17 protein-coding genes and 3 pseudogenes are annotated in these 24,702 nt (G+C 57.9%); 15 read left to right on the top strand and 5 right to left on the bottom strand.

The window, feature by feature from the left end; all coding sequences use genetic code 11:
- Window positions 1–51: 51 nt before the first annotated feature.
- From FCU66_RS26925 to FCU66_RS26910, 5 genes and pseudogenes are all read left to right on the top strand, one after another.
- Window positions 52–1,013 (top strand): IS630 family transposase gene (locus FCU66_RS26925; RefSeq protein WP_425462870.1). Its coding sequence is split into 2 segments (ribosomal slippage): window positions 52–390 and window positions 393–1,013, totalling 960 coding nucleotides; the frame shifts between segments, so codons are not numbered across the junction.
- A gap of 171 nt (window positions 1,014–1,184) precedes the next feature.
- Window positions 1,185–1,889 (top strand): hypothetical protein, encoded by a 705-nt coding sequence (locus FCU66_RS26920; protein ID WP_136617832.1) that lies wholly within the window; start codon window positions 1,185–1,187, stop codon window positions 1,887–1,889.
- Window positions 1,890–2,336: 447 nt separating this feature from the next.
- Window positions 2,337–2,495 carry a hypothetical protein gene (locus tag FCU66_RS41320; RefSeq protein WP_168991859.1) on the top strand — a complete coding sequence of 53 codons (159 nt, stop codon included), beginning with the start codon at window positions 2,337–2,339 and terminating at the stop codon, window positions 2,493–2,495.
- Window positions 2,496–2,573: 78 nt separating this feature from the next.
- Window positions 2,574–3,347, top strand: a complete 774-nt coding sequence (locus FCU66_RS26915) for an enoyl-CoA hydratase-related protein (RefSeq protein WP_168991860.1) — start codon at window positions 2,574–2,576, stop codon at window positions 3,345–3,347.
- Window positions 3,348–3,456: 109 nt separating this feature from the next.
- Window positions 3,457–3,594 (top strand): annotated as a pseudogene (locus FCU66_RS26910) (IS630 family transposase); the annotation flags it as partial.
- On the opposite strand, the pseudogene FCU66_RS26905 reads toward FCU66_RS26910, so the two are convergent.
- Window positions 3,587–3,949 (bottom strand): annotated as a pseudogene (locus FCU66_RS26905) (3-oxoacyl-ACP synthase); the annotation flags it as partial. The pseudogenes FCU66_RS26910 and FCU66_RS26905 overlap by 8 nt on opposite strands.
- Before the next feature lie 150 nt (window positions 3,950–4,099).
- On the opposite strand from FCU66_RS26905, the pseudogene istA reads away from it, so the two are divergent.
- Together istA and istB are read left to right on the top strand one after the other, a co-directional pair.
- Window positions 4,100–5,667 (top strand): annotated as a pseudogene (gene istA / locus FCU66_RS26900) (IS21 family transposase).
- On the top strand, window positions 5,600–6,334 hold the full coding sequence (gene istB, locus FCU66_RS26895; protein ID WP_136617834.1) for an IS21-like element helper ATPase IstB: 735 nt from the start codon (window positions 5,600–5,602) through the stop codon (window positions 6,332–6,334). The pseudogene istA and the gene istB overlap by 68 nt, the downstream one beginning before the upstream one ends.
- Window positions 6,335–6,652: 318 nt before the next feature.
- Here the strand turns inward: istB and FCU66_RS26885 are convergent, their stop codons facing one another.
- From FCU66_RS26885 to FCU66_RS26870, 4 genes are all read right to left on the bottom strand, one after another.
- The gene (locus tag FCU66_RS26885; RefSeq protein WP_246094024.1) at window positions 6,653–7,411 is read right to left on the bottom strand and encodes an enoyl-CoA hydratase-related protein; all 759 of its coding nucleotides are present in this window, start codon (window positions 7,409–7,411) and stop codon (window positions 6,653–6,655) included.
- Between the two features lie 29 nt (window positions 7,412–7,440).
- Entirely contained in the window at window positions 7,441–9,129 is a 1,689-nt protein-coding gene (locus FCU66_RS26880; RefSeq protein ID WP_136617837.1) for an AMP-binding protein, read from the bottom strand.
- Between the two features lie 264 nt (window positions 9,130–9,393).
- Window positions 9,394–10,842, bottom strand: coding sequence for a dipeptidase (locus FCU66_RS26875; RefSeq protein ID WP_136617838.1), 1,449 nt, complete (start codon window positions 10,840–10,842; stop codon window positions 9,394–9,396).
- 35 nt (window positions 10,843–10,877) lie between these two features.
- Window positions 10,878–11,396 carry an aminotransferase class III-fold pyridoxal phosphate-dependent enzyme gene (locus FCU66_RS26870; protein ID WP_246094023.1) on the bottom strand — a complete coding sequence of 173 codons (519 nt, stop codon included), beginning with the start codon at window positions 11,394–11,396 and terminating at the stop codon, window positions 10,878–10,880.
- Between the two features lie 541 nt (window positions 11,397–11,937).
- Between FCU66_RS26870 and FCU66_RS26865 the strand changes: the two genes are divergently transcribed.
- The 8 genes from FCU66_RS26865 (at window position 11,938) to FCU66_RS26830 (ending at window position 24,279) form a co-directional block, all read left to right on the top strand.
- Window positions 11,938–13,314, top strand: coding sequence for an aspartate aminotransferase family protein (locus FCU66_RS26865; protein WP_246094022.1), 1,377 nt, complete (start codon window positions 11,938–11,940; stop codon window positions 13,312–13,314).
- A gap of 14 nt (window positions 13,315–13,328) precedes the next feature.
- Window positions 13,329–14,459, top strand: coding sequence for a phosphotransferase (locus tag FCU66_RS26860; RefSeq protein ID WP_136617839.1), 1,131 nt, complete (start codon window positions 13,329–13,331; stop codon window positions 14,457–14,459).
- A gap of 219 nt (window positions 14,460–14,678) precedes the next feature.
- Window positions 14,679–15,836 carry a M24 family metallopeptidase gene (locus FCU66_RS26855; RefSeq protein ID WP_168991862.1) on the top strand — a complete coding sequence of 386 codons (1,158 nt, stop codon included), beginning with the start codon at window positions 14,679–14,681 and terminating at the stop codon, window positions 15,834–15,836.
- A 772-nt stretch (window positions 15,837–16,608) separates the two neighbouring features.
- A complete protein-coding gene (locus tag FCU66_RS26850; protein ID WP_136617840.1) occupies window positions 16,609–17,604 on the top strand; it encodes a succinylglutamate desuccinylase/aspartoacylase family protein in 996 nt (331 codons plus the stop codon).
- A gap of 531 nt (window positions 17,605–18,135) precedes the next feature.
- Window positions 18,136–19,242 (top strand): ABC transporter substrate-binding protein, encoded by a 1,107-nt coding sequence (locus FCU66_RS26845; protein ID WP_136617841.1) that lies wholly within the window; start codon window positions 18,136–18,138, stop codon window positions 19,240–19,242.
- A gap of 244 nt (window positions 19,243–19,486) precedes the next feature.
- Window positions 19,487–20,485 (top strand): ABC transporter ATP-binding protein, encoded by a 999-nt coding sequence (locus FCU66_RS26840; protein WP_246094030.1) that lies wholly within the window; start codon window positions 19,487–19,489, stop codon window positions 20,483–20,485.
- A 20-nt stretch (window positions 20,486–20,505) separates the two neighbouring features.
- The gene (locus tag FCU66_RS26835; protein WP_136617842.1) at window positions 20,506–22,284 is read left to right on the top strand and encodes an ABC transporter permease subunit; all 1,779 of its coding nucleotides are present in this window, start codon (window positions 20,506–20,508) and stop codon (window positions 22,282–22,284) included.
- Window positions 22,285–22,842: 558 nt separating this feature from the next.
- Complete coding sequence (locus FCU66_RS26830; protein ID WP_136617843.1) at window positions 22,843–24,279, top strand: amidase; 1,437 nt, start codon at window positions 22,843–22,845, stop codon at window positions 24,277–24,279.
- The last annotated feature ends 423 nt before the right edge of the window (window positions 24,280–24,702 follow it).

Here is a 24,702-nt window from a genome sequence, read left to right as displayed (position 1 = left end):
CACAGAACCCTCCAGATTCAACATGCTGGCTGGGCAAGGAGGCCAGCATGGATGGGCAAGCCTTATTCGATGGATCTTCGCGAACGGGTTGTTGCGTCGGTTGAGCGGGAGGGGCTGTCGCGGCGGCAGGCGGCAGTGCGCTTTGGGGTTGGTATCAGTACCGTCATCAGATGGGTAAGCCGCTTGCGCGAAACGAGCAGCCTTGCGCCCGGCAAGATGGGTGGGCACAGGCCGAAGAAGATTGCCGGTGAGCATCGGGACTGGCTTCTGGCGCGCTGCCGGGCCGCTGATTTCACGCTACGCGGACTGGTGGCCGAACTGGCCGAGCGCGGCCTGAAGGTCGATTACCGCTCGGTATGGGAGTTCGTCCACGCCGAGAAGCTCAGTCACAAAAAAAGACGCTGATCGCGGCTGAGCAGGATCGCCCCGATGTGGCGCACAGGCGGGCTCAGTGGGCAAAGTATCAGGACCGCATCGATCCTTCCCGCCTGGTGTTCATCGACGAGACCTGGACCAAGACAAACATGGCGCCGCTCAGGGGATGGGCACCGCGCGGCGAGAGGATCAAAGCCAAGGTACCGCACGGCCATTGGAAGACCATGACCTTCTTGGCGGCGCTACGCCACGACCATGTCGATGCGCCATGGCTCATCGACGGACCAATCAACGGCGAGCGGTTCCAGCTCTATGTCGACAAGGTTCTCGTCCCAACCCTCAAGCCCGGCGACATCGTCGTCATGGACAATCTCGGCTCGCACAAGAGCAAGGCCGTGCGCCGCGCCATCCGCTCGGCCGGCGCCAAGCTGTTTCTCCTGCCGAAATACTCGCCCGACCTGAACCCCATCGAGAAGCTCTTTGCAAAGCTCAAGCATTGGCTGGGCAAGGCGGCCAGGCGAACCATCGATGCAGTCTGCAATGCCATCGGACAAATCCTCGGCACCGTCAATTCAATCGAATGCAGGAATTACTTCATCGAGGCCGGGTATGCCCAACCTAAAGTCATCCCGCTCTAGCCTGGTGCCTGTCACACTTGTGCGCCCGCGGGCGCACAAATTTCTAGTTTCATTCACTAGGTAGGGGCGATTTCGTGAGGCATGAGCCAATGAGTCAACTACCAGATGCCGTAGTGTCGGTACTTGCCTGTGACCTGTAGAATTGTTTCAGAACTGATCAGGAGGATCGGCATGCCGAGAAACGTGACAACGCTAGCGGTTTCCAAGTACATCTGCGCTGCAGATGAGCTGTGCCGCAAGTCCGGCCTCCACATTACAATGGGCGACGATTTTGAAGAGTATGTTCGGATTACCAGCAGGCTTCCCGGAAAGTCGCCGACCTATCCCTTCTTCCGGCCAGACTGTTCTGATCTTCCGCCAGGAAAGGTTTTTTGGATCGTCGGGCGGGACCAGGAAGGAAGGGTAGCGCATGTCCAGGGAATGCGTTTAGACGTTCTATCGAACACAAACCTTGCTGAACACCTTGGGTCGCTCAGAGCCTTCTTCTCACATCCCAACCTCCAAGCCGGGCTCGATTCCTCGTGTAGCTGCTACGCGCCGAATGCTCGCAAAATAACCGGCTTGGTAGCATATCATGGCGACATGTGGCTGCGGGAGGACTTTAGAGGCCGCGGTCTTTTGATCATTATTAGTCGCCTGGCATTTGGATTAGCATGGGCTAGATGGTCGCCGGATTTCATTTACGGGCTCGTTCCCGGCTGGGGCATCGAAAAGCGTGTGGTCAATCGCTACGGCTATCTGCATCGAGAGCCGCACGGATCAGTCCTGCGCTTGCCTGCGCAGGGAATAGAGGACGACGATTGGCTCGTTTGGCTGACCCGAAACGAACTGTTGCGGATGCTATCGCATACTTCGGAAATCGGGGTGGAGCCGTGAGAGTACTTTTGCGACAGCCGACTCTCTCATGAAGCACGACATTGATCTGATGGAGGGGCACCAGATGCAGTACGAGACCGGGTCTAGCTTAGCCAACGTTACAGAGGCTTTGAGGTGGAAGCGAGCGAAAAACCGATCGAGGCTCGCGGCGAAGACGTCGTCCAGATCATCACGAACAAGGTTGCATCAATGCGCGCCGTGACAAGGCAGCGCTGGATATGGCGCCGAAACAAAACTGATGCCAACAACGGTGACGGCGGCGCTTCAGAGCCCGGTCGTGAACCACGAGGCGGAGACATATGCCCCTTTCCCTCGGGTTTGCTCGACTACACAATGCGTCGAATCAGAACGGTCTTCGGCGACTTGGATTTTCACAATCCGTGCTGGATGCTGTGTCGGTGTTGTCCGGGCATGGTCGGCACCTTGTCCTAGCGGCAGGCCGCGAAGGTGCTGGCCGAGTTTCCGCCCATTGAACTGACCGAGAAGCATGCGACCGTGCGCAAGCGCACCATTAGGATCGGCGAGCAGCTCGACGACCAGTCGCGCAGGAAACTGAGCGTGCGAGGCCTCATCGGAAGCGCGTTGGGCAAGATGGCCCGCCGATGAGGCGGCGGCAGAAACGGCTGCAGCCTGTGCGGCGAAGTCGCAAGGCTACGTGAAAGGCAACTTGGAGGATTTTTTGAATTGTCGAACGAGCCAGTTTCCTTCGAGACCCGTGACAACATCGCTATCATAGCGATAAACCGTCCGGATCGGCGAAATGCAATTGATGAGCGAACTAGCAAACAGCTGTGTATTGCAGTGGATCGGTTCGAGAGTGACGACCATCTTGCGGTTGGCATTCTTCGCGGTGAAGGGCCTGTTTTCTGTTCAGGAATGGACCTTCAAGCGTTCGTCGATGGGGAAGCGGAAGAAATACTGTTTGGAGACGGGCATTTGGGTGGGTTGGTAAGCCGGGCACGAACGAAACCTCTTTTAGCCGCTGTTCAGGGTGCAGCGATCGCCGGCGGATTTGAACTCATGCTGGCCTGCGATCTAGTAGTGTCGACTGAAAACTGTAAGTTTGGCTTACCTGAAGCAAAGCGCGGTCTAGTGGCAGGCGCTGGTGGGGCGCTTCGGCTGGGTGAGACCTTGCCGCCTGCACTTGCCAACGAGATACTCCTTACCGGCCTCCTCTTTGAGGCTCCCCGGGCATATCAGCTTGGTCTTGTCAATCGGGTGGTGCCGGAACATTTCCTATTGGAGGCTGCGATGAGTCTGGCTGATTCCATCGCTCAAAATGCACCCCTTTCAGTGCGGGCGAGCCTCGCTCTGTTGAAAGCTCAGAGCGAAAAAGCCCGAAATTCGCTTTGGACACTTAATGACGAGTTATTACGCGAGCTCATTCGATCAAATGACGCGTTAGAGGGTGCTGCTGCGTACAAAGCCAAGCGCAGGCCGATCTGGCGTGGCGACTAACGACAGTCGCGTGCAGAATTGCTAGGCACCTATCGTCTAGAGCAGGTCCGGGGATCGATGAATCGATTGTGATGTGACGCCGGACTGTTTGGCTGATTCAACGTCCACTTTGATGAGGGCACTGAGCGACGATCTTCGATCTCGGGTCTTGAAGGCTTCGACGGTTGGCATGTCCGCACGGCAGGCGGCGGCGCGGTTCGGGGTCGGGATACCGAGTGCAATCCGGTGGATCGCGCGGGCGAAGAAGCGCGCTCAGCCGGATTGATGCGGCGGCTGAGGATGTTGGCGGCAATGACAAGGCTCGCCTTGCCATGCATGCGAGAGAAGCCGTCGGCGAACATCAGCGCATAGATGAAGCCGGCGCAGGCGCCGGTCAGGTCGATCGCACCGGCGCGGTTCAGTCCCAGCCGATGTGCGACCAGCGGCGCGCTGGGCGGCAGGAGGTGATCGGGTGTCGAGGTGGCGAGCAACAGCAGGCCGATGTCGCTCCGGTTGATGCCCGCATTTGCCAGCGCCATGTCGCCGGCATGCGCGGCAAGACCAGACAGCGTGTCTTCGTCCGTTGCCCAGAAGCGCGACCGAATCCCGGTGCGCCGCTCAATCCGGTGATGCAATAGGGCGGCAGAAGATTCGAGTGTGATTTTTCATGGAATGAGGACCCTGTTTGAGGGGTGATTTTCGTCCAAACGGGACCCCTTAACGATGGGGTCATCAAGATGCCTCCGGTTTGATCGGCGGCATTTGTGTTTTGGATGTTGGTTGTGGAGACGATTGCAAAGATACGCCGGCTGTCGCTGGTGCAGGGAAAGTCGATCAAGGCGATCTGCCGGGAGCTGAAGATCTCCCGGAAGGTGGTGCGCAAGGTGCTGCGATCGGACGAGACAGAGTTCCGCTACGAGCGCAAGCATCAGCCTTATCCCCGGATGGGCGCCTGGCGTGACGAGCTGGATCGGCTGCTGTCGGCGAATGCGGCCAAGTCTCAGCGGGAGCGGCTGACACTGATCCGCATCTTTGAGGAGCTTCGCGGCCTCGGTTATGACGGCAGCTACAGTTCGGTGTGGCGGCATGCTCAGAGTTGGGAGGCGGATCGCGGCAGCGCCGCGGCCGAAGCCTACATTCCGTTGAGCTTTGCGCCGGGCGAGGCCTACCAGTTCGACTGGAGCCACGAGATCGTTCTGCTCGACGGCGTGACGGTAACGGTGAAGGTGGCGCACATGCGGCTTTGCCACAGCCGTATGTTCTTCGTGCGGGCCTATCCGCGCGAAACGCAGGAGATGGTGTTCGATGCCCATGACCGGGCGTTCAGCTTCTTCTGCGGCGCCTGCACGCGCGGCATCTACGACAACATGAAGACGGCGGTAGACGCGATCTTCATCGGCAGGGATCGCCGCTACAACCGCCGCTTTGCGCAGATGTGCGGGCATTACCTTGTCGAGCCGGAGGCCTGCACGCCAGCGGCCGGCTGGGAGAAGGGGCAAGTCGAGAACCAGGTCGGGCTGGTGCGCGAGCGCTTCTTCACACCGAGGCTGCGCTTCAAGACGCTGGAGGATCTCAACGGCTGGCTGGCCGACAAATGCGTTGCCTATGCCAAGGCGCATCGGCATCCCGAACAGGGCGAGCGCACGGTCTGGGAGGTATTCGAAGAAGAGCGCGCCAGCTTCATTCCCTATGCCGGTCGCTTCGACGGCTTCCATTGCATTCCCGCGTCGGTGTCGAAGACCTGCACGGTGCGCTTCGACAACAATAAATACTCCGTGCTGTCGAGTGCCGTCGGCCGGCCGGTCGAGATCCATGCTTATGCCGACCGGATCATTATCCGCCAGGACGGTGTGGTCGTGGGCGAGCATGCCCGCTGCTTCGGCCGCAACGAGGTCATCTACGATCCCTGGCACTACGTGCCGGTGCTGGCCCGCAAGCCGGGCGGATTGCGCAACGGCGCGCCGTTCCTTGGCTGGGTCCTGCCGTCGGCAATGGAGAAGGTGCGCCGCAAGCTCAAGGCGGTTGATGACGGGGACCGGCAGATGGTGTCGATCCTCACCTGCGTGCTGACTGACGGATTGAGCGCGGTCGAGGCCGCCTGCCAGGAAGCCATCGAGCACGGCGTCTCGTCGGCGGCGGTGATCCTCAACATCCTGCCCGCAGCCGCGATCCGGCGCCGGGCACGATCCTTTCCATTCCCCAGGCGCTGAAGCTGGCTCACGAGCCGATCGCCGACTGCGCCCGCTATGACAGCCTCAGGAGGACGAACAGCCATGGAACGCACCGAAGTACTGGAACTGATGGGGGCGCTGAAACTCTTCGGGATGCGCGCGGCCTATGACGAGATCATGGGCGTTGCCATTAAGCGGCAGCACGAGCCGCCCAGGATCGTCGGCGATCTGTTGCAGGCCGAGATATCGGAGAAGCAGGCCCGCTCCATCAAATACCAACTCACCGTCGCCAAGCTTCCGCTGGCCAAGGATATCGAGGACTTCGATTTTGCCGGCACGCCGGTCAACGAACCTCTGATCCGCGATCTCGCCGGCGGTGCTTTCGTTGCCGATCAGCGCAACGTCGTCCTGGTCGGCGGGACAGGCACCGGCAAGTCGCATCTGGCGATCGCCATTGCCCGTTCTCTCATCCGCAACGGCGCACGCGGGCGCTTCTTCAACGTTGTCGACCTCGTCAACAGGCTCGAGACCGAGACCCGTGCCGGCCGGCAGGGCCGCATTGCCGATCACCTTACCCGGCTCGACTTCGTCGTCTTCGATGAACTCGGCTATCTTCCCTTCGCCCAGGCCGGCGGGCAGTTGCTCTTCCATCTGGTCTCAAAGCTTTACGAACGCACCAGCGTCATCATCACCACCAATCTCGCCTTCGGGGAATGGCCGAGCGTCTTCGGCGACGCCAAGATGACAACCGCGCTGCTCGACCGCCTAACCCATCACTGCGAGATCGCCGAGACTGGCAACGAATCCTGGCGCTTCAAGAGCCGCTCTCAAAGCTGAAGTCCGAAAGCCAATCAGTCGCGCCCGATCAGGCTGTGCAACCCCGACCAGCTTCGCCTGATCGGGCGCTTACCGGCGTGCCTCTCGACACCGAAAGCCGGGGTCCCTTTTGCGCGAAAAAACAGGGTCCCGATTCCGCGGTCATTGACAGGCGCTGGCGCGCGTCTTCAGGGCCACCAAGGCTGATCGACTTGGCCTTTTCGCTGATATCGGAGATCAGGCTCCGCATGCGATCCGCGTTGGCTCGGAACGGGTCAGAAGAAGTTGAGATCGAACTGCGGATGACTGGCACCTGGCTCTCCGGAATACTGTATTGGGTCAGACGCCACGCCACACCGGGAGACGCTTTTCATTGAAGGCTGCGGCTCCTTCGACTGCGTCTTCTGAAGCGATGAGAGTCTTCAATAAGTCGTCGTTCATCGCCCATCGCAGGCTACGGCCAGTCGCCAACGACGCCCTCGCCAGATCGAGGCTTGCCTTCCGGGACATCGGGGCATTCAGTGCAATTGCTCTGGCTATCATCAACGCAGTTTCTAATACTTCGGACTCGGGAACGATCCGATTGACGAGGCCAAGTTCGTAGGCCCGCTGCGCGCCGAACAATTCACCAGTCAGAAGGATTTCCGCGGCAATGACTGGCGGGAGTATTTCCCCGAGCCGGAAGGCTCCTCCGGCACCCGCAACCAGACCTCGCTTCGCCTCAGGAAGCCCGAACCTGCATGTGTCCGCAGAAACGACGAGGTCACAGGCCAACATCAATTCAAAACCTCCTGCCACCGCCACTCCGTGGACAGCGGCGACGAGAGGCTTCGTCAGATTTCGACTGACCAGTCCTCCGAGACGTCCTTCCCCAAACAGAATGTCGTCCGCCTCGCCGTCAAGGAACGCTTTCAAGTCCATCCCTGAGCAGAACGCGGCACCCTGACCCTTGATGACAGCAACCGACGCTGACGGGTCCGCGTCGAAGTGGTCGAACGCTTCTCGCAGAGCGCGGCTCAGCTTGCCATCGACGGCATTCCGACGTTCGGGCCGGTTCAAGGATATGAGAGTGATGTCCCGCCGTTTTTCGACGAGCACTGGTTGGTCTGACAAAGTAGCGTCCCCGTTTAATCTTTCTGCCTGGATCGTGCTTCGAGAGCGGCTTCTTCCTGCGCCATCTTCCTGAGCTCTCCCCGGATGATCTTGCCGGTGGTGGTCATCGGCATCTCGTCTATGAACCTGACGACCCGCGGATATTCATGCGCGGCGAGGCGCGATTTCACGTGTGCCGCGATGTCCTCTGCAAGGTTTTGCGAAGGACTGAATCCTTCGCGCAGGACGACGTACGCCGCCACGACGGAACCCCTGATTTCATCCGGCTTGCCGACCGCACCGGCCAGACGCACTGACGGGTGACCGAGCAAGCAATCTTCGATCTCAGCGGGACCGATCCGATACCCTGCGGAGCCGATGACATCGTCGTCTCGTCCGACAAAGCGCAAACGTCCATCATTGTCCCTGACACCTCGGTCTCCGGTAACCAGCCATCGACCCTCGGGTCCATGAATGAACTTCTCCCGAGTGGCATCCGGGTTGTTCCAGTACCCTAGGAACATGACGGGGTCGGGAGCGAGTGCCGCAATAGCCCCCTCCACGCCTGCAGGCTGTCTCAGTCCCGATACCGGATCAAAGACGTCGACATCATGTCCAGGGACCGGCCGTCCCATAGATCCTAGTGCGGGCGGCTCCAGGGCCGCACAAGACGAGACGATCATGTTGCATTCTGTCTGGCCGTAGAATTCGTTGATCGTCACGCCTAACGCGTCCTTGCCCCACTGGATCAGCTCGGCTCCCAACGTCTCTCCCCCGCTGGCGACGGAACGGAGGTCGAGCCCTGAGCATTCCTCAGCAGGCTTGAGTTTCAGCATCTTCAGGGCGGTAGGTGGGAGGAATACGTTTCTGATCCTCTGCGAGCGGATCAGAGTGATCGCCGCCTCGGTCGTGAACTTCGAAAAGCGGCAGGCGACGACCGGAATACCATGATGAAGCGCAGGCATCAGTACGTCGAGCAGTCCCCCAATCCACGCCCAATCGGCAGGTGTCCAGAAGCGGTCGCCGGGCTTCGGCAGAAAGTTATGACTTATCTCCACACCGGGCAGATGTCCCAACAGGACGCGATGAGCATGTAGCGCACCCTTGGGATTGCCGGTTGTTCCAGACGTATAGATGAGGATCGCCGGGTCATCGGAGTGAGTGTCGACGGGGATAAACATGTCCGACTGCTCAGAACACATCTCTTGGAATGAGACTTCGTCGCCGTCCCCCCGGCCGTCCACGCAGACGACGAGTTCTATCGAAGGCACGCGAGACCGGATGCTTGCGACACGTTCGGCGCCGGCACGGTCGGTAATGACTACCCTCGCGCCTGAGTCGCGAAGTCGGTGCTCGAGCGCCTCCGGACCGAACAGGGTGAAAAGTGGTATCGACACACATCCGAGTTTGGTCACGGCGATATGGGCTACCGCAGTCTCGACACGTTGAGGAAGCAACACACCCACTCGGTCGCCCGTTTCACCCACCTGTCGGCCAACGCCATGCCCAGAAAGTGCATTGGCTAATCTGTTCGACATCGTACGCAGGTCGGCAAATGTGTATTCGCGCGTAAAACTAGCCGGATCGACGTCAACTATCGCGAGACGAGTTGGGTCTGCTTCAGCCCACTTGTCGCAGATGTCGACGCCGATATTGAACCGCTCAGGAATAGACCACTGAAAGGATCGGCGGACCTCCTCAAAGCTATCCTTCTCGAAAACCATCTAACCGTCCCCGGCACGCTGCTGCTCCTGCCGCTGGAGCTGCTAGTTAATGTTCAATTCGGTCTGCTTGATACTCGCCACTTTCGGTCAACGAAGAGCGATGTTTGCCTCAAAAGCAGGTCGCCATTGAAACGACTGCCGCAGAACAGTCCCTTCTTCTAAAGGTCAAGCTTTTCTCCACACGAGTAGTTGGTGGAGGGATTCTCGGCCGACCCGATCGCTTAATCCTAGAGACATGCCAAGCCAGGCTCTCCAATGGATGGTTCACGTCATCAAGGCCGCATGCTTCACTTGGGTATCGGATGCGGCCGCCGCAGCCATCGATCGAAACTCATCGACGCTGAGCTCGCCGACTTGCTCTAGTAGCCTTGGCCACGCAGATAGGCCTTCCGCTAACGAGGCCAACCGAAAGAATTCGTTGGGTGCATGAATATCTTCATCATAGAGGGCAAAGCCGAACATAAGCGTCTGAATTCCGAGCAGCTCTTCGAATACCGCGGTGACGGGTATGGACGCGCCCAGACGGACAAGCACTGGCTCTTGGCCGTGCGCCTCGGACAAGACTCTTTTAGCGGCAAGCAGAAGGGGGTGTCCGGTAGGCAGGTTGAAGGCGCGACACCCGGTTCCCGGGTCATCGATCGAGAGCTCAACGCCCGGCGGGCAAACAGCACGCAGATGAGCCTTAAGCGCGTTTGAAACTTGATCGGGGTCCTGTCCCGGCACGGTTCTCAAGGACAGCTTAGCGTTGGCAGTTCTTGGGATCACTGTTTTGCTGCCGGATCCGATGTAACCTCCCCACATTCCGTTTATGTCCAAAGCCGGTCGAAGCGTCAGCTGCTCACGTATCGAGAAGCCGGGTTCTCCTTGGACGCACGCCCCAACGTCTTTGACGAAAGTGACCTCGTCGAAGGGAAATCTGGCCGTCTCAGCTCGTACGTGGACGGGGACGGAAGATATGGGCGGCACCAATCCCGGGACCGCTATCGCGCCACTCTCGTCATGTAACGAAGCAATGATCCTCGCCATCTCGTGTGCGGCGTTCCGAACCGCGCCACCGTAGAGACCAGAATGAAGGTCCTTGTCGGCGGTTTTGATCGAAATCTCAAACTCCACAATTCCGCGCAAGCCGACATTAATCGTCGGGATTTCGGAATGCACTCGCGAGTCATCAGTGGATATCATTCCATCAGCCTGCAGCAAGTCGCTGTACAGTTCCACAATCGCACGCAAACTGGGACTATTGATTTCCTCTTCCCCTTCCAAAAAGACTTTTACGTTCACAGGGCAGGCGCCTCGGACGTTGAGAAAAGCAGCGATAGTTTCTAGGGCGATTGCAGTCGAGCCTTTGTCGTCAGATGCACCGCGTGCATAGAGCCGTCCGTCTCGGATCGTTGGTTCGAAAGGTGGAGTCACCCAAGCGTCCAGCGGGTCGGGAGGCTGTACATCATAGTGTCCATAGATGAGCAACGTAGGTTTTCCGGGCGCACCATTCCAAGCACCATAGACAGCGGGATGGCCTCCGCCATCGAGAAGCTGGACATCGCTCAAGCCCATGCTTTTGAGCCAGGTCACCAGAAACGTTTGCGCGTCGCGCATCCCTCCTGTGAAAGCTGGGTCCGTGCTTACACTTGGCAGGCGCAAGAAAGCGCAAAGTCTATCTACAATGTCGTTTTGGTGGTTGTGAAGATACTGTACAATTGCATCGGTGTGCATCGCTTCTACTCCTACTCATTAATGTGCGGCCATGGTCACATCGCAGCCTCGGCCTTTAGCGCACGGTAAGTCGTATCGACCGATTTCGCGGTCGCGTCGACAATGATGTCGATTTCGTCCCGGGTGATGATCAGAGGGGGGGCAAAGCCAAGGATATCGCCATGCGGTATGGCTCGGCCGATGACCCCGTGCTCAAACAGAGAAGCGGCGGGACGCGCGCCGACCTGCAGCTCGGGCTCAAAAGATACGCGCGCTTTGGGATCCCGCGTCATCTCTTCGCCAGACAGGATTCCAGCGCCGCGAACTTCGCCGACAATGGCCTCCAGTTCGGCTCTCATGCGGGTAAGCCAATAGGGCCCGACTTCCTGGACATGTTCCAAGATGTTTCTTTCCTTAAGGACTTGAATGTTGGCGACTGCGGCCGCCGCGCACAGCGGTGCGCCGACATAGATCCCGTCCTGGTTTGCGCCAGACCTGACGGCCGTTTGATCGTCATAGAAGAATGCGCCGTTGCCCGACGCGAGGAGCCCGTCTTTGATCTGCACTTCACTCACTTGATTTCTGTCGGACGGCTTTTGACTGGCGGAGTTCGATCCGCTAGCCCACGAAATATGAGCCACCTGGCATTGGGTTCGCCAATATAATGTTGCGGACAATACCATCGCGTTTTGAGATGGCTCCAAACTTACTATTAGGACGGCCGCTCTTTTTGTTCTTCGGAAATGGTCCTCATCCTGGCGATCCTTTTATCATAGTCCGGCCGAACCGCCGGGTTGCCTGAAGCAAACACGGCGTCCTCACGCAACCTGAGGATTCGCCCATCTCACTAGGGGTGTGGTTGAGCCCGCAAATAACCGTAGCCTAGCCTTGCCCGCGGAATGGGGGGGGCATTGTAGGGTGACAGACGGTCGCCGGGTATTATGCGCAGCGCGCTGGCGAATGGCGCCGGGCGCATCGCGGCCGACTCGCGCAGTGCTTGATGCCTGCTGGTGCTTCAGCCACCGCCCCGCATGCCGATCTCGTCGCGAGAAGACACCAATCTGCAAACTGAATTGGACGCGCGCGGCCGCCGGCTATCTACTGCCGATCGAGGACATGGCACTGGATGCAGCTCTAGGAATTCCAAATGAACGCATGCTTTTCCGTAGCGCGCGGCAACCCACGCGGATCGATGCGAATGATATGAGCGATCTGCCTGAACGACTCCACGACATTATCCGACGCCGGAATATGGTGCTCGGGCCGGGCTACCAGTTTTCCGAGACTATTCCGGTGGAGTTTGTCTCGAGTTTTGGTGCCCACCTGATAGACAGCGACGGCAATGACTATCTCGACGCGTTTAACAACGTGCAGGGCGTCGGCCACGCGCACAGGCATGTAGCGGACGCCGTCTCCCGCCAGATTGCAGCGATCAACACAGATACACGCTACCCCCAGGAAGCGCTGGTGGCCTATGCCGAGCGGCTACTTGCAACATTCCCAGCCGAACTTTCGAAACTAAGCTTGCCCTGCACTGGATCTGAAGCAAATGATCTCGCAGTTCGGGTCGCGAGGTACCATACGGGCGGCGAAGGTATCATAGTTACGCGCTGGGCGTTTCACGGTCGCACTCGTGAGGTCGCCAGTTTTTCCCCAATGCTGGGCACAGGATCTCCGCTGGGACCAAACGTCCGACTTATTGCCGCTCCTGACCCCAGGTTCTGCGAACCCCAACAATCCCTTGAGAATTATATGCGGGATCAAGTGCGTTCCGCAATTGTTGATCTCGAACGGCATGGATACAGGCTAGCAGCCTTAGTTGCCGATTCCGCGTTCACCTCAGACGGCATTTTTACTCACCCTGTGGGCTTCCTGCAGGCAATGGTCAACGAAGTTCATGCCGCTGGTGGCCTTCACATCGCTGACGAGGTTCAATCAGGGTTCGCTCAGCTCGGAGATTCGATGTGGGGGTTCAGTCGGCACGGGGTAGTTCCTGATATCGTCACGATGGGCAAGGCGATTGGGAACGGTTTCCCCATCTCTGGCGTCGTCTTCCGCCCGGAGGTATCTGACGAATTCGGACAGAAGGTCAGTTACTTCAACACATTGGGCGGCCGATCGCTTTCTATAGCCGCGGCGACCGCAGTGCTCGATGTGTTCGAGCAGGAGAATGTGCGTGAACGCGTTGCCGTGAACGGAGCGACCTTGCAGTCAGGGCTCGAAACGCTGGCGCGGGACTCTCCTTACGTTGCGGAAATCCGAGGCAGCGGGCTGTACCTTGGTGTCGAGATCGTCAAGGACAGAGAGACACTCGAGCCGGATCCCCTTCGTTGCGAAAGCATTATCAAGGACCTTCGCGATCGTCGAGTTCTTATCAGCCGGACCGGCCCCTCGGGTAACGTGTTGAAAGTTCGTCCTCCAGTCGCTTTCACCGCTGCCGATGTGTCTCGATTCCTTGAGACCTTTGCCATCGTAGCGAAACAGCGGCTCTAGAAGGCTCTAGCGACATGAACAAATTACCTGACGCAATGCTCCAACGGCTCCTGGAGGAGAGCAGCCTGCTTTCATCAAGCGAATCTATCGACCCGTTGTTGCTGAACAACATGCTTGAAAGGCACTATGGGCTCACCGGACAGACTGAACGATTGGGCAGTGAAAAGGGCCATACGTTCAGGCTCAAAGCCGATGCGCGCAAATACCTCGTAAAGGTGTCACCGTCTGACGAGCCTGAACCCGTTACGGCGTTGCAGATTGCGGCGATGCGTTATCTTGATGACGCCGCTCACGCTCTGCCGGTCCAGCGGATCAAGCCAACCCTTGACCGAAGGGATAGCGTTCCAGTCGACTTGGGGGATGGCACTTGTCGAACACTCAGCGTCTTCTGCTTTGTCGAGGGCCTGTTATGGGAGCAAATGGATGCCAACTTTGAGCAGTTGACCAAGGTCGGAGGCATGCTCGGGCGATTAAACATTGCACTGCGATTATTTGGTCATCCAGCTGCCGCGCGTAGCTTAGTTTACGACATAAGGCACTTTCCCCATTGGGCGGGACTTGTTGAGTACGTGCCTGACCCCGAGCACCGACTGCTGGCTCAAGGGGTCTTCACGCTCTTCGAAGACATCGTGCTGCCGAGGCTGCCCGGTCTTGAAATGCAAGTGATTCACGGGGACTATGCTTCCAACAATGTCGTGGTGGATCCGTCCAGCGATGACTTTGTTAAGGCCATCCTTGACTTTGGTGACACTGTCCACAGCGCGGTAATCTTTGACCCTGCGAATACTGTCGCGCACCTGATCGGCCGCACGCAGGATCACCCGTGGCAGGATGCCTTTGCCTTTGTCGCTGGATACGAGCAAAGCCGGCCGATAAACGAGTCGGAACTTCCACTTTTGCCAGTTGCGGCTCTCGCGCGGCTCACCATGCTCGCGTTGATCCGATACTGGAAGGCGGAGCGAGCGCCTGACCAGAGCGAGGAGCTACTCGCTAGTGCCGAAATTTATTGGACGAACCTAGAGCGAGCGATGGCCGTACCACTGGATGACGTCATCGTGCGATTCCGTGACCGCGCCGGTGAGTACGTGGGCGCAGCGACTGGAAACGGATGCGGCTCGAGGGAACACCCGCAGGACTCCACGTGAATGCCTCCATGAATGTCAAAATCTGCGGAAAGGACGTCAAGAGGGCCGTATCCGTAAGGTGTTTATTCGCAGTTGTTCGGTCGCTTTTCAGTAAGGCCGCAACTTTTCGCTCATGGCCTCTCGTTAGTGGCTGGATCAAAAACGAAATCAAACCGTTCGGTCGTGCGCCTCACTGATTGACGGTACAATACGACGGTTGAAAAAGGAGTTAGGAATACCATGACTATCTCAGCGATTCCTCTAACGGGGATGCCCTTCCCGAAATCAGAGTATGAGCGCCGGCAGCAAAAGGTCCTTGAAGCGGTAGCGCGCGCCAACCTCGACGCACTCCTCGTTACAGCCCATGGCCATCTGCAGTATCTCACCGGGTACAACGGGCGTGGCGCCTATTTCGCGCCCTTCCCGCTGATCCTCGTGCCGGGGCGGACGCCGACGCTTGTCATCCGGGAGTATGAATTGGGCGCCGTTCGTGCTGAGAGTTGCGTTGCCGAGATCGTTACCTATACCGAGCAGAACGACTTTCCCAAAGTGTGCGCCGATGTCCTTCGGCGGTATGGATTGCAGAACAAAAGCGTAGGCTTTGAGCTAGGTTGCTGGAATCTCGCGCCGGCCGACGTGAGTCGGGTCCATACGCAACTTCCCGATATGAAGATCGCCGACGCGACTCGTCTGGTCGCGTTGGTAGCGGCGGTAAAGACAGAGCTCGAGCTCGAAGCCATGCGCGCCGCGATGGTGCTGACGGACGTGGCCGTGCGCACGTTTCAAAACTCACTGCGGGAAGGCGTCACCGAAGCGGAAGTGTCAGCGAAGATCGACCTGGATGTAAGAAAAGCCGGCGGCGTGCTTCAGGCGCCTGTCACGACTCTGTTGTTCGGCGAGCGAACGAAGCTGTCACACGGCAGCCCGATGGACCATCCGATCAGAAACGATGAGCCCGCATTCATGGAACTCGGCGGTCTCAAACAGGGCTACTCCGCAGGACTTGTCCGGTGCGCCGTGCTTGGTCGGCATCCCGAGACCGAATCCTTGCACGCCCTATCAGTGGAAGCCCTCGAAGCAGTGATAGCCGCGATCAAGCCGGGGGCAACCGCAGGCGAGGTGGATGCTGCCGGGCGAAAGGTGATTGAGCGATCTCAACGTCCGAAGGTCCTTAACCACCGGGTTGGGTACCAGACAGGCATCAATTGGACAGAGCGCGGCAATCTGAGCTTGGAGCCGGATGCGACCGATGTCCTCCAGGCCGGAATGACCTTGCATATGCCAATCATCCTGTGCGGAGAGGGCGGCTATCTGCTTGGAACCAGCGAGCATGTCTTAGTTACAGAGAGCGGCGTCGAAATACTTAGCGATACACCGCATACCCTTTATCGCGCGTGATTTTTGGCAGCGGCGCCGAGTAGCTGTAACACTGCGGAAGTCTCTGTACTTCGATTGGAATCTTGAAAACCGGGCAGACTGCACATCTGTGTCAAATTGGTATCTATAAAAGGGATCCCTGCATTTTGAGTTCAGTGCTCTCTCGTCATATGGCCGACGATCCACGACACCGTAGACGCTCGCCTTCGTCGCGTGATGTTGACGCGCGAAGGCGTGTGATCTTGTGGTCCCAGCCGCGCTATCAACCGCAGCTATTGCGTTTGCGTGTCGCGATGTTCCCACCTTAGTACCCCGAAAATTGGGAGGCTGTGCATTGCGCCCACGACGCGCCAGTCGCAGCGCGGTCGCGAGGCGTGCAGTTATCCTCGGGAAGATAGCCAATGCGGAGTTTGGGTTGGAAAGGTTACAAACAGCCCTCTGCGCTCCATGGAATAATGACCTGACGGCTGGGGCTCCTCTGGCGGTGCTGCAGTAGCAGCGGTCCTCAATCTTAGCATCTTCATCAAGGTAACGGAGCCGGGGGATAGGTGGCGAGTGTGACGAGAACTTGCGGCTTCAGCCGGCCTTCGCGTCGTTCCGGAGCCATTCCTCGAGCCAAAGCAGACGAAGCAGCCATGCCGGTTCCGAGTCATATCAAAACGAGATGTCGACGATCAGCAAACTGAATTTGACCTCAGTATCCGCGACGGAAGATAGTCCCGGGTCGCTCCACTCCTGATTGCAGGATGCAGCGAAAGGGTCTGGCAAGAGTGGTTTCGAAGAAAGCCGAACAATGAGCGAAGCACCGCACCTAACGTTCAATATCGACGCGCCTGGCTTGAGCACGGGACATCTCGTTGTTCCCAGGGGTGCCGACTGCGAAGCTCTTTCGATCCCGGTCTTCAGCCTCAATAGAGGCGAGGGACCACGCCTTCTAATTACTGGGGGAAATCACGGCAATGAATTGGAGGGGCCAATAGTCGCTCGGCGGCTTATCGAGTGGCTGCCCGAAGTCCAAACTTGCGGAAGAATTCTCGTCGTACCGGTGCTAAATCCGCCGGCCGTGCGCGCATGGGGCCGAAACACCCCGATCGACGGCTCAAACCTAAACCGGATGTTTCCGGGACGCGCTGATGGCTCGGTAAGCGAACGTATTGCAGATGCGGTTTGTCGAATGTTGGTGCCAGAGGCCGATATCATATTTGATCTGCATAGCATGGGACCAACGTGGGATTCTGCGCCTGCGGTTATTACGCATCCTATTGCTGATGCCGATCTAATGGCCAAGACACTCCGTCTGGGAGAGTCCTTCAAATTGCCAGTAACCTTGCTTTGGGAGCATAATGAGACCGCTGGTATGTTCGACAGTTGGGTGCATCGCCAGGGCAAGGTATTCATTTGTACTGAATTTGGTGGTGGCACCGTTGGTTTCGAGGATCTGAAAATCTATGAGACTGGCGTGCGCAACGGTTTGATCACGCTTGGCCTGATCAAGGGAACAGTAGACATTCCGACCTACCGTCAGCAGAAGCTTAGTCAAACACTTGAAACGTTATTGTCGGACAAGGTAACATCACCAGACACGGGCATCTTCGAACCTCGATGCTCGGTGCTGCAAAAAGTGCAGCAGGGAGACATAATCGGGAAGTTGCACCCAATGGATTCAGTGTCGGCCCAGTCCATCGATATCTGCGCGCCTTCAACATCAATTGTCTGCACTATCAAATCGGGAGCACATGTCAGCGTTAATGAAGAGGTGGCTATCATAGCGAGACCTCTCAAACGCTGAAAGTTGATTTGAGTGTCGATGTTACCAGGCAGAACAGCACGCCGTTTCGGTGGGTAGGCAAGTAGTGGCTATGATCGTGAGAAGTGGCCGGAGGCGTGAGAAGATTCTGCTGCTGAACTAGCCTAGCAACACCGCTGTCGCGCCGGTAGGTTCACTCGACCACTCGAACGAAATTTGTTGCAGGCCATGCGAACCCGTTCGCAAAATGACGTCGGCAAGTGTCCGCATCGATACCGTATGACATCGCCGCTGATTTGGCTATGCACGCGGCTGACGAACGGCGGCTCCGGACGTATCAGGCACGTTGAAGGACATATCGGTTCTAGATGCCTCCGATATACAATCAGCATTTGACGGAAGGCGCCGGGCGATGGATGTTCAATGAAGTTACAGAGCTGTCCGGTCGGCGTTTCTCCACAATTTTCCTGTAATGCTGACCGATTTCGCCTCTTGGCACGTGTCGGGAAGTAAATCTCGTCGTATCGCGGAATCCGGGGCTCTCGTGGCCAAAGGATCAACTGGGAGGAAGCAATGAAGCACCGTTTAAACCGCAGACGTTTTATCCAGGCGACGTCGTCCGCTATCGCTGTAGGCGCGCTATCTTCTGTCACTACCCGAGCTATGGCGCAATCCTCTGCAGAACTCCGAGTCTTGGTCAACGGTGGCGAAGTCGGAAAGGCACAAATTGAAGCGTATGTGAAACCGTTCGCAGCCGAGACTGGTATCAACGTAACTCCAATCACCCAAGATCTCGATTTCGCGAAGCTTGAGCTGATGATGAAAGCAAACAACGTCACGATCGACGCAAGTCCACTTAATCCAGGCGCGGTGTTTCCTGCAAGTGATAAAGGGTACCTCGAGAAGATCGACTACTCGATCTATAAGAAGGAAGAGCTTGACGGATTCTATGATTTCGCCAGGGATACGTTCGGCGTCGCCTCGCTTGTCTATTCTTATAATATGATCTATAATACAGAGAAGTTCCCTGCTGACAAGCAGCGACCGACCAACTGGACCGAGTTCTGGGACGTCGTAAAGTTTCCCGGTACTCGCTTCCTTGTGTCGGGTCAGTTGGGATCCGAAGGGCCCTGGGAAGAGGCGTTGATGGCGGAGGGCGTCGATCTCGATAAACTTTATCCGATGGATATCGACCGGATCTTCGCCAGCCTGGACAAGATAAAGCCGCATATCCGGAAGTGGTGGACGAATGGGTCCGAGATTCAGCAATTGATGAGTGGTGGAACTGGCGATATCATGAATTCTTATGACGGACGGGCAATCTCGTTGATTGATAAGGGTTCGCCGATCGAAATCAACCGCAGTCAGGCCAAGCTAACGTGGGACTATTGGGTAATCCCGAAAGGGGGGCCCAATACGCAAAACGCTCAAAAGTTCGTTGAATTCGCCACCCGGGGTGAACGCCAGGCGGCCTTCTGCAAACTCTACCCCGAAGGTCCCAGCAACCGTAACGCCTTTAAGTTTATACCGGAGGATGTAGCCCGTAAGCTGCCTACACATCCGGACTACGTAGCGAAAAGCATCCCCATAAACGGTCGGTGGTACGCCGAGGTCGGCTCGGATGGGCTGTCGAATACGCAAAGGCTCGCGCAGCGCTGGAACGAGTGGGTTTTGCGATAGATCCGGATCTGTGAGTTGGTCGGCGAGGGGCAATCTCTAATTTGCCGCCTTGCCGACCTGTGATATTCTGAACGAGCCGACCATGTCGGACGTCCTTGTTTTTCAGGATTCCATTTCGGGCGATCCGTCGATCGATCTTGGCAGCCACCATCACGATGTCGCCGCGTCCGTCCCATCTATCGAGGATAACGCATTGGAGCAGACCTCAATTCCCGCCCAGATCGAATTTCGCAATGTCACCAAGATGTACGGGCAGGTCACCGCGGTCCAAGACTTGTCACTGACGGTACGCCAGGGCGAATTCCTGACCATTCTCGGTCCGAGCGGTTCGGGCAAGACCACGGCGCTCATGCTGCTTGCCGGGTTCGTAGCGGCCAGTAAGGGCGACATTCTGATCGCCGGAAATTCTGTGGCCGCAGTCCCATCCTATCGGCGCGACCAAGGCATCGTCTTCCAGAACTATGCGCTGTTTCCGCACCTGACGGTACGTCGGAATCTGGAATTCCCGCTCGAAATGCGGGGCGTCAAGACGGCCGACAGGGCAAAGCGGGTCGATCGCATCCTTGAGCGTGTGCGTCTCAAGGACTTCGGCGGTCGCATGCCGTCGCAACTGAGCGGCGGCCAACAGCAGCGCGTGGCGCTCGCCCGTGCGCTCATCGCTGATCCGCCGTTCCTCCTGCTCGACGAGCCCCTCGGCGCTCTCGACCGCAACCTTCGCGAGCAGATGCAGATCGAAATGAAGAACCTTCACAAAGAGTTCAACATCACCACCATATGCGTGACGCACGACCAGGAGGAGGCGCTTACACTGTCAGATCGCATCGTTGTCATGCGTGCCGGGCGGATTGAACAGACCGATTCACCGGAAGCCCTTTACGATCGGCCGGCATCCCGCTTTGTAGCGAATTTCCTCGGAGAGGCCAACATTCTCGAAAATCTCGATTGTTATGTGGAATCCGATGCGGCGCAGCCGTCGGGCACCGTGCCCATGATCAGGCCAGAGCGTATCCGCGCCTCCGCGCCGGCGGCGCCGCAGAGGGCCGATGCGAGACAGTGCCAGTCCGTTACCGGCACTGTCGACGACATGATCTATGCCGGACCGTTGCGGAAATACCATGTGCGCGTCGGGAGCACCGTGCTTGTCGCGCGCGAACATGCCGCCTCGGGGCAGCAGATCTTCCAACCCGGCGACACAGTGCGGCTTGACTGGCTGCGGTCCGACGTTCGCTTCGTAGCGGCGTGAATCCCCCGGGAGATGGACGAATGCAAATGCTTCAGAAATTTGGCCGAATGCCCATTGCACTCACCGTGCCGGCACTCGCCATCCTGCTCGTCGTTTTCGGTATACCGATCGTTCAGCTCTTCCTGACTAGCCTCAATGCGCCGGACTTTTCGATGGTCAACTATCGTGCATTTTTCGGCCGGTCGGCGAATGTCCGCGTGCTGTACCAGACGATCGAGATCAGCTTGGTGGCCACGGCGATTTGCCTCATCATCGGCTATCCCGCGGCCTATCTGATCGTGACTGCCTCCAAGCGTTTGCGCATGGCGCTCATCGTGCTGGTCGTTATCCCATATCTCACCAGCGGATTGGCGCGTACGTATGCCTGGATCATAATTCTTGGCGATGGTGGCCTGATCAACAATCTTTTGCTCGAACTCGGTCTAATCTCGAGCCCGCTGCCGCTCATCTACAACCGTATGGCCGTCTATATCGCCATGGTGCACATTATGCTGCCTATGATGATCCTGCCTCTGGTCAGCGTCATGATGGGTATTGACAGGTCCCTGATGGCCGCAGCGCGCAGCATGGGCGCGGGCCCGTTCACTGCGTTCTGGCGCGTGTTCTTTCCGCTCAGCTTGCCGGGCGTGCGCAGTGGCTCCCTGTTGGTCTTCGTGATCTGCCTCGGCTTCTACATCACGCCGGCCGCCGTCGGCGGCTTGCGAGATGCCATGCTGTCAACCTTCATCGCGTCGCAGGTCTCGACCGGCTTTGATATGGCACCCATTGCAGCCTCGTCTTTCATTCTCCTGGCGATCGCCGTGGTCGTGCTCTCCATGCTTGGGCTCGATCTTTCGGGTAACCAGGGGCGCGCGGTACAAGCAGTGCGGAAGTCTCGGCCAAGCCGGCTGCCCTCATTCGGCACAATGAAAAGCTATCTCCGCGAACTTCCCGTTTCCTCACGTGCGAAGCGATGGACGGTCCAGCTCTATCAGGCCCGAGGCGACAGCCAATGGTCGAAGATCGTTGGACCGGTGTTCGTCGTTGTGGTCATGTTCTACCTGCTGTTTCCCGAAGCCGTCGTGATCATCATGTCGTTCAGCGCCGGGTCGGTTCTGGAATTTCCACCCTCGGGTCTTTCGCTGCGGTGGTACCGTTCTTTCTTCGACGATCCGTCCTGGTACGGCGCTGCCTGGACCAGCATTCAGATCGGCGTTGCAGTCGCCATCCTCTCGACCGTCGTCGGCACGCTCGCGGCCTACGGCATCAGCCGCGCCCGCCCCCAGTTGCGCAGCTCTCTGACCATGGCGATCCTGACGCCGATTACCATTCCAGTTATCGTTGTGGGCGTAGTGACCTACTTCGGGCTGGCCAATCTCGGACTGATAGGCTCGAAGACAGGTATCGTCCTGGCACACAGCATCGGCGCCATAGGCTATGTCGTCGTGATAGTGTCGGCGACACTGGCAAATTTTGACCGTACGCTAGAGCAGGCAGCAATGAGCATGCGGGCTGGGCCGCTGCAAACCTTCATGAGGGTGACGTTGCCCTTGATACGGCCGGGCATCATTGGCGGCGCGGTGTTCGCCTTCATTCACTCCTTTGACGAGGTCGTCGTCACCTCATTTGTCGGCGGATTCTCAATGTACACCCTGCCGCTGAAGATGTGGGAAAATATACGGAACCAGATCGACCCGACGGTCGCCGCAGTGGCGTCGCTATTGACCCTTCTCCCTGTGATCTGGTTGGTAGCCCTATACGTCACGTGGTGGCGATCTAGGCGAACGAGTCACCGCGCGCTTCCAGAGGTCCAAGTTTGAGGTCATGCGGACAGGATCCGGCCAACCTTGTGACGTGATAGGGCTCAACGCTTTCTGCGTTGTTCGCGCCGCACCATGAACTGAGGTCGGCTGATCAAACGATACGCGTCCGGAGCTGCAAGCTGATGTCACATACTTCTCGGTTGCTCGGACTTCAGAAATAGAAATCAGAAGTCCCCAATGGCCGAATCCCTCTTTAGGACAGCGGCAAGAATGGCGATACTTTAAGATGCTTGATCGCTGAACTGCTCCCATTTCTTGCTTCATCGGTTGCGCCGCATTAGCGCCAACCAATTTGCTGAACTTGATGTACATAACTGGAAAATGCGGGCCATTCGCATCCGGGGGACGATGAAGCGGGCCACGGCACTCACGGCTTCCAGCCATATCGTTGCGAGATGACTATGATACACAAACTGAATTGATGCGGGCTGCCGCTTAGCCAAATATAGATGCAATAGGCGACGTCAATGCAGCACAACAAGATCGGGAAGGTCACAGAATCAACAATAGCTCGCACTTTGTGCCCGAAGAAACTGAATATAGCGGACCTTGTAAATGAAGAGTCGTTCATCTGTGCCAACATCTCTTGAGGGTCTGACGGCATGCGAATGCCTGAAGCTATACCGAAGGCGGCAGCTCTCGCCCGTTGAAGTCGTTGATGACTGTCTTGGCCGGATCGATGCAAACAACCCGACGCTGAACGCATTTTGCCTCGTCGATCACCAGCGGGCTAGGTCTGTTGCGCGGGCTTCGGAGGGGCGCTGGATGAAGGGGGAGCCAGCCGGAGTTCTCGATGGCATTCCGGTTACCATCAAGGATCTAACCTTGACGCGGGGCTGGCCGACAAGGCGTGGATCGCTGGCCAGTAGCGCCGAGGGTCCTTGGTTAGACGACGCGCCCGTGACAGCGCGCCTTCGCGAGGCCGGCTGCGTTATCCTCGGCAAGACAACCACTCCGGAGTTTGGCTGGAAAGGTGTGACAGATAGCCCCCTCTATGGCATCACTCGCAACCCTTGGGATCCTGAGCTGACGCCGGGCGGCTCCTCGGGCGGCGCCGCAGTTGCGGCGGCCCTCAACCTCGGCTTTCTTCACCAGGGTAGCGACGGTGGGGGATCAATTCGGATACCAGCGAGCTTCACAGGAACCTTCGGCTTCAAGCCGACCTTCGGCATCGTCCCGCAATGGCCTGCTAGCGCCATGACCACACTGTCTCATTTGGGGCCGATGACCCGCACAGCCGCGGATGCAATCTTGATGATGAATGTCATCGCGCGAAAGGATGCTCGCGACGGTTACGCTGGACCCACCTATCCCGGCCTCGAGGTCAATCTAGCAAAAACCCTCAAGGGTCTGCGCATCGGCTACAGTCGAGACCTTGGGTATGTGAAGGTGGCTCACGACATCCAAAGAGTCACCGATATTGCGGTCGATCAGCTTCGGGCTCTTGGAGCCGAGGTGGTCGAAGTCAATCCGGGATTCGCGGATCCCGTCAAGCCATTTGAGACATTTTGGTTCGCCGGCGCCGCCCGTATTGTGTCGCGAATGAACAACAAGCAAAGACGACTAGTAGATCCCGGCTTTTTGGAAGCTGCCGAACGCGGTCTGACGATCACGCTTGCCGAATTTCAGGAAGCTGAGGCGATGCGGTTCGAACTTTCCGCTCTTATGGCGAAGTTTCACGAAGACTATGACTTCCTGGTCACACCGACAATGCCGATCGCCCCGTTCCCAGTCGGGCGAAATGAGCCAGATGATAGTTTCAAGGGGTGGGTGGACTGGACCCCCTTCACCTATCCCTTCAACCTGACTCAGCAACCAGCAGCGTCCCTTCCATCAGGACTAGATGATCAAGGGCTCCCTGTCGGGCTACAATTGGTCGGTGCGCGTTATTCCGACACCACCGTTCTTGCTGCGGCGTATGCCATCGAAAGCCGCCTGGGACATATTTCGATGGCGAGAGCGAGTATGCCCCAGTCGTCCCCTGAGCGATGAGCCCCCCTGTGCAATCGATCCGAACCATGCGGGGGATCCTCGGAGTTTTCTCCGCACGCTGGCCAAACAGTTGGTCATTCAGCGCCTCACCCGCTGCGATCCTCCTGCGTCTCCATGCAGCCCTCTGCAACAAAACCAAAGCAGAGTCCTAAGGTCTTGCCACTCCTCCTTACAGGGCACGTGGATCTTGAGGTGCGGAGTGCGGCAAATCATTCGTTGCGCGCGATTTCCAGCCTATAGATCGGACCGCTTCCGCAGTCTCAAAAGCCTGCTCACTAGTGGCATGTCCGCCGAGCTCCACCGCCCGTTTGAACCGCAGACTGTCAAGATTTGCGGAAAGCGCGAATTAGATCTTGCTAGAACTCTCAAAGGCAGAATTGACCAGCTACCCCCTCCCGCCGCCTACGGGCGCTGAAGCCCGCA

The organism is Mesorhizobium norvegicum (genome assembly GCF_004919685.1).
In the GTDB taxonomy this organism is placed as follows: domain Bacteria; phylum Pseudomonadota; class Alphaproteobacteria; order Rhizobiales; family Rhizobiaceae; genus Mesorhizobium; species Mesorhizobium norvegicum.
Note: the sequence above shows the minus strand (reverse complement) of the source record. Positions and strands in the feature narration are given on the sequence as shown.

Coding starts and splice junctions, on each gene's coding strand:
- FCU66_RS26920 (WP_136617832.1), top strand. CDS start 1,185: ATGCCGAGAAACGTGACAACGCTAGCGGTTTCCAAGTACATCTGCGCT.
- istB (WP_136617834.1), top strand. CDS start 5,600: ATGGAACGCACCGAAGTACTGGAACTGATGGGGGCGCTGAAACTCTTC.
- FCU66_RS26880 (WP_136617837.1), bottom strand. CDS start 9,129: ATGGTTTTCGAGAAGGATAGCTTTGAGGAGGTCCGCCGATCCTTTCAG.
- FCU66_RS26875 (WP_136617838.1), bottom strand. CDS start 10,842: ATGCACACCGATGCAATTGTACAGTATCTTCACAACCACCAAAACGAC.
- FCU66_RS26865 (WP_246094022.1), top strand. CDS start 11,938: ATGGCACTGGATGCAGCTCTAGGAATTCCAAATGAACGCATGCTTTTC.
- FCU66_RS26860 (WP_136617839.1), top strand. CDS start 13,329: ATGAACAAATTACCTGACGCAATGCTCCAACGGCTCCTGGAGGAGAGC.
- FCU66_RS26855 (WP_168991862.1), top strand. CDS start 14,679: ATGACTATCTCAGCGATTCCTCTAACGGGGATGCCCTTCCCGAAATCA.
- FCU66_RS26850 (WP_136617840.1), top strand. CDS start 16,609: ATGAGCGAAGCACCGCACCTAACGTTCAATATCGACGCGCCTGGCTTG.
- FCU66_RS26845 (WP_136617841.1), top strand. CDS start 18,136: ATGAAGCACCGTTTAAACCGCAGACGTTTTATCCAGGCGACGTCGTCC.
- FCU66_RS26840 (WP_246094030.1), top strand. CDS start 19,487: ATGTACGGGCAGGTCACCGCGGTCCAAGACTTGTCACTGACGGTACGC.
- FCU66_RS26835 (WP_136617842.1), top strand. CDS start 20,506: ATGCAAATGCTTCAGAAATTTGGCCGAATGCCCATTGCACTCACCGTG.
- FCU66_RS26830 (WP_136617843.1), top strand. CDS start 22,843: ATGAAGAGTCGTTCATCTGTGCCAACATCTCTTGAGGGTCTGACGGCA.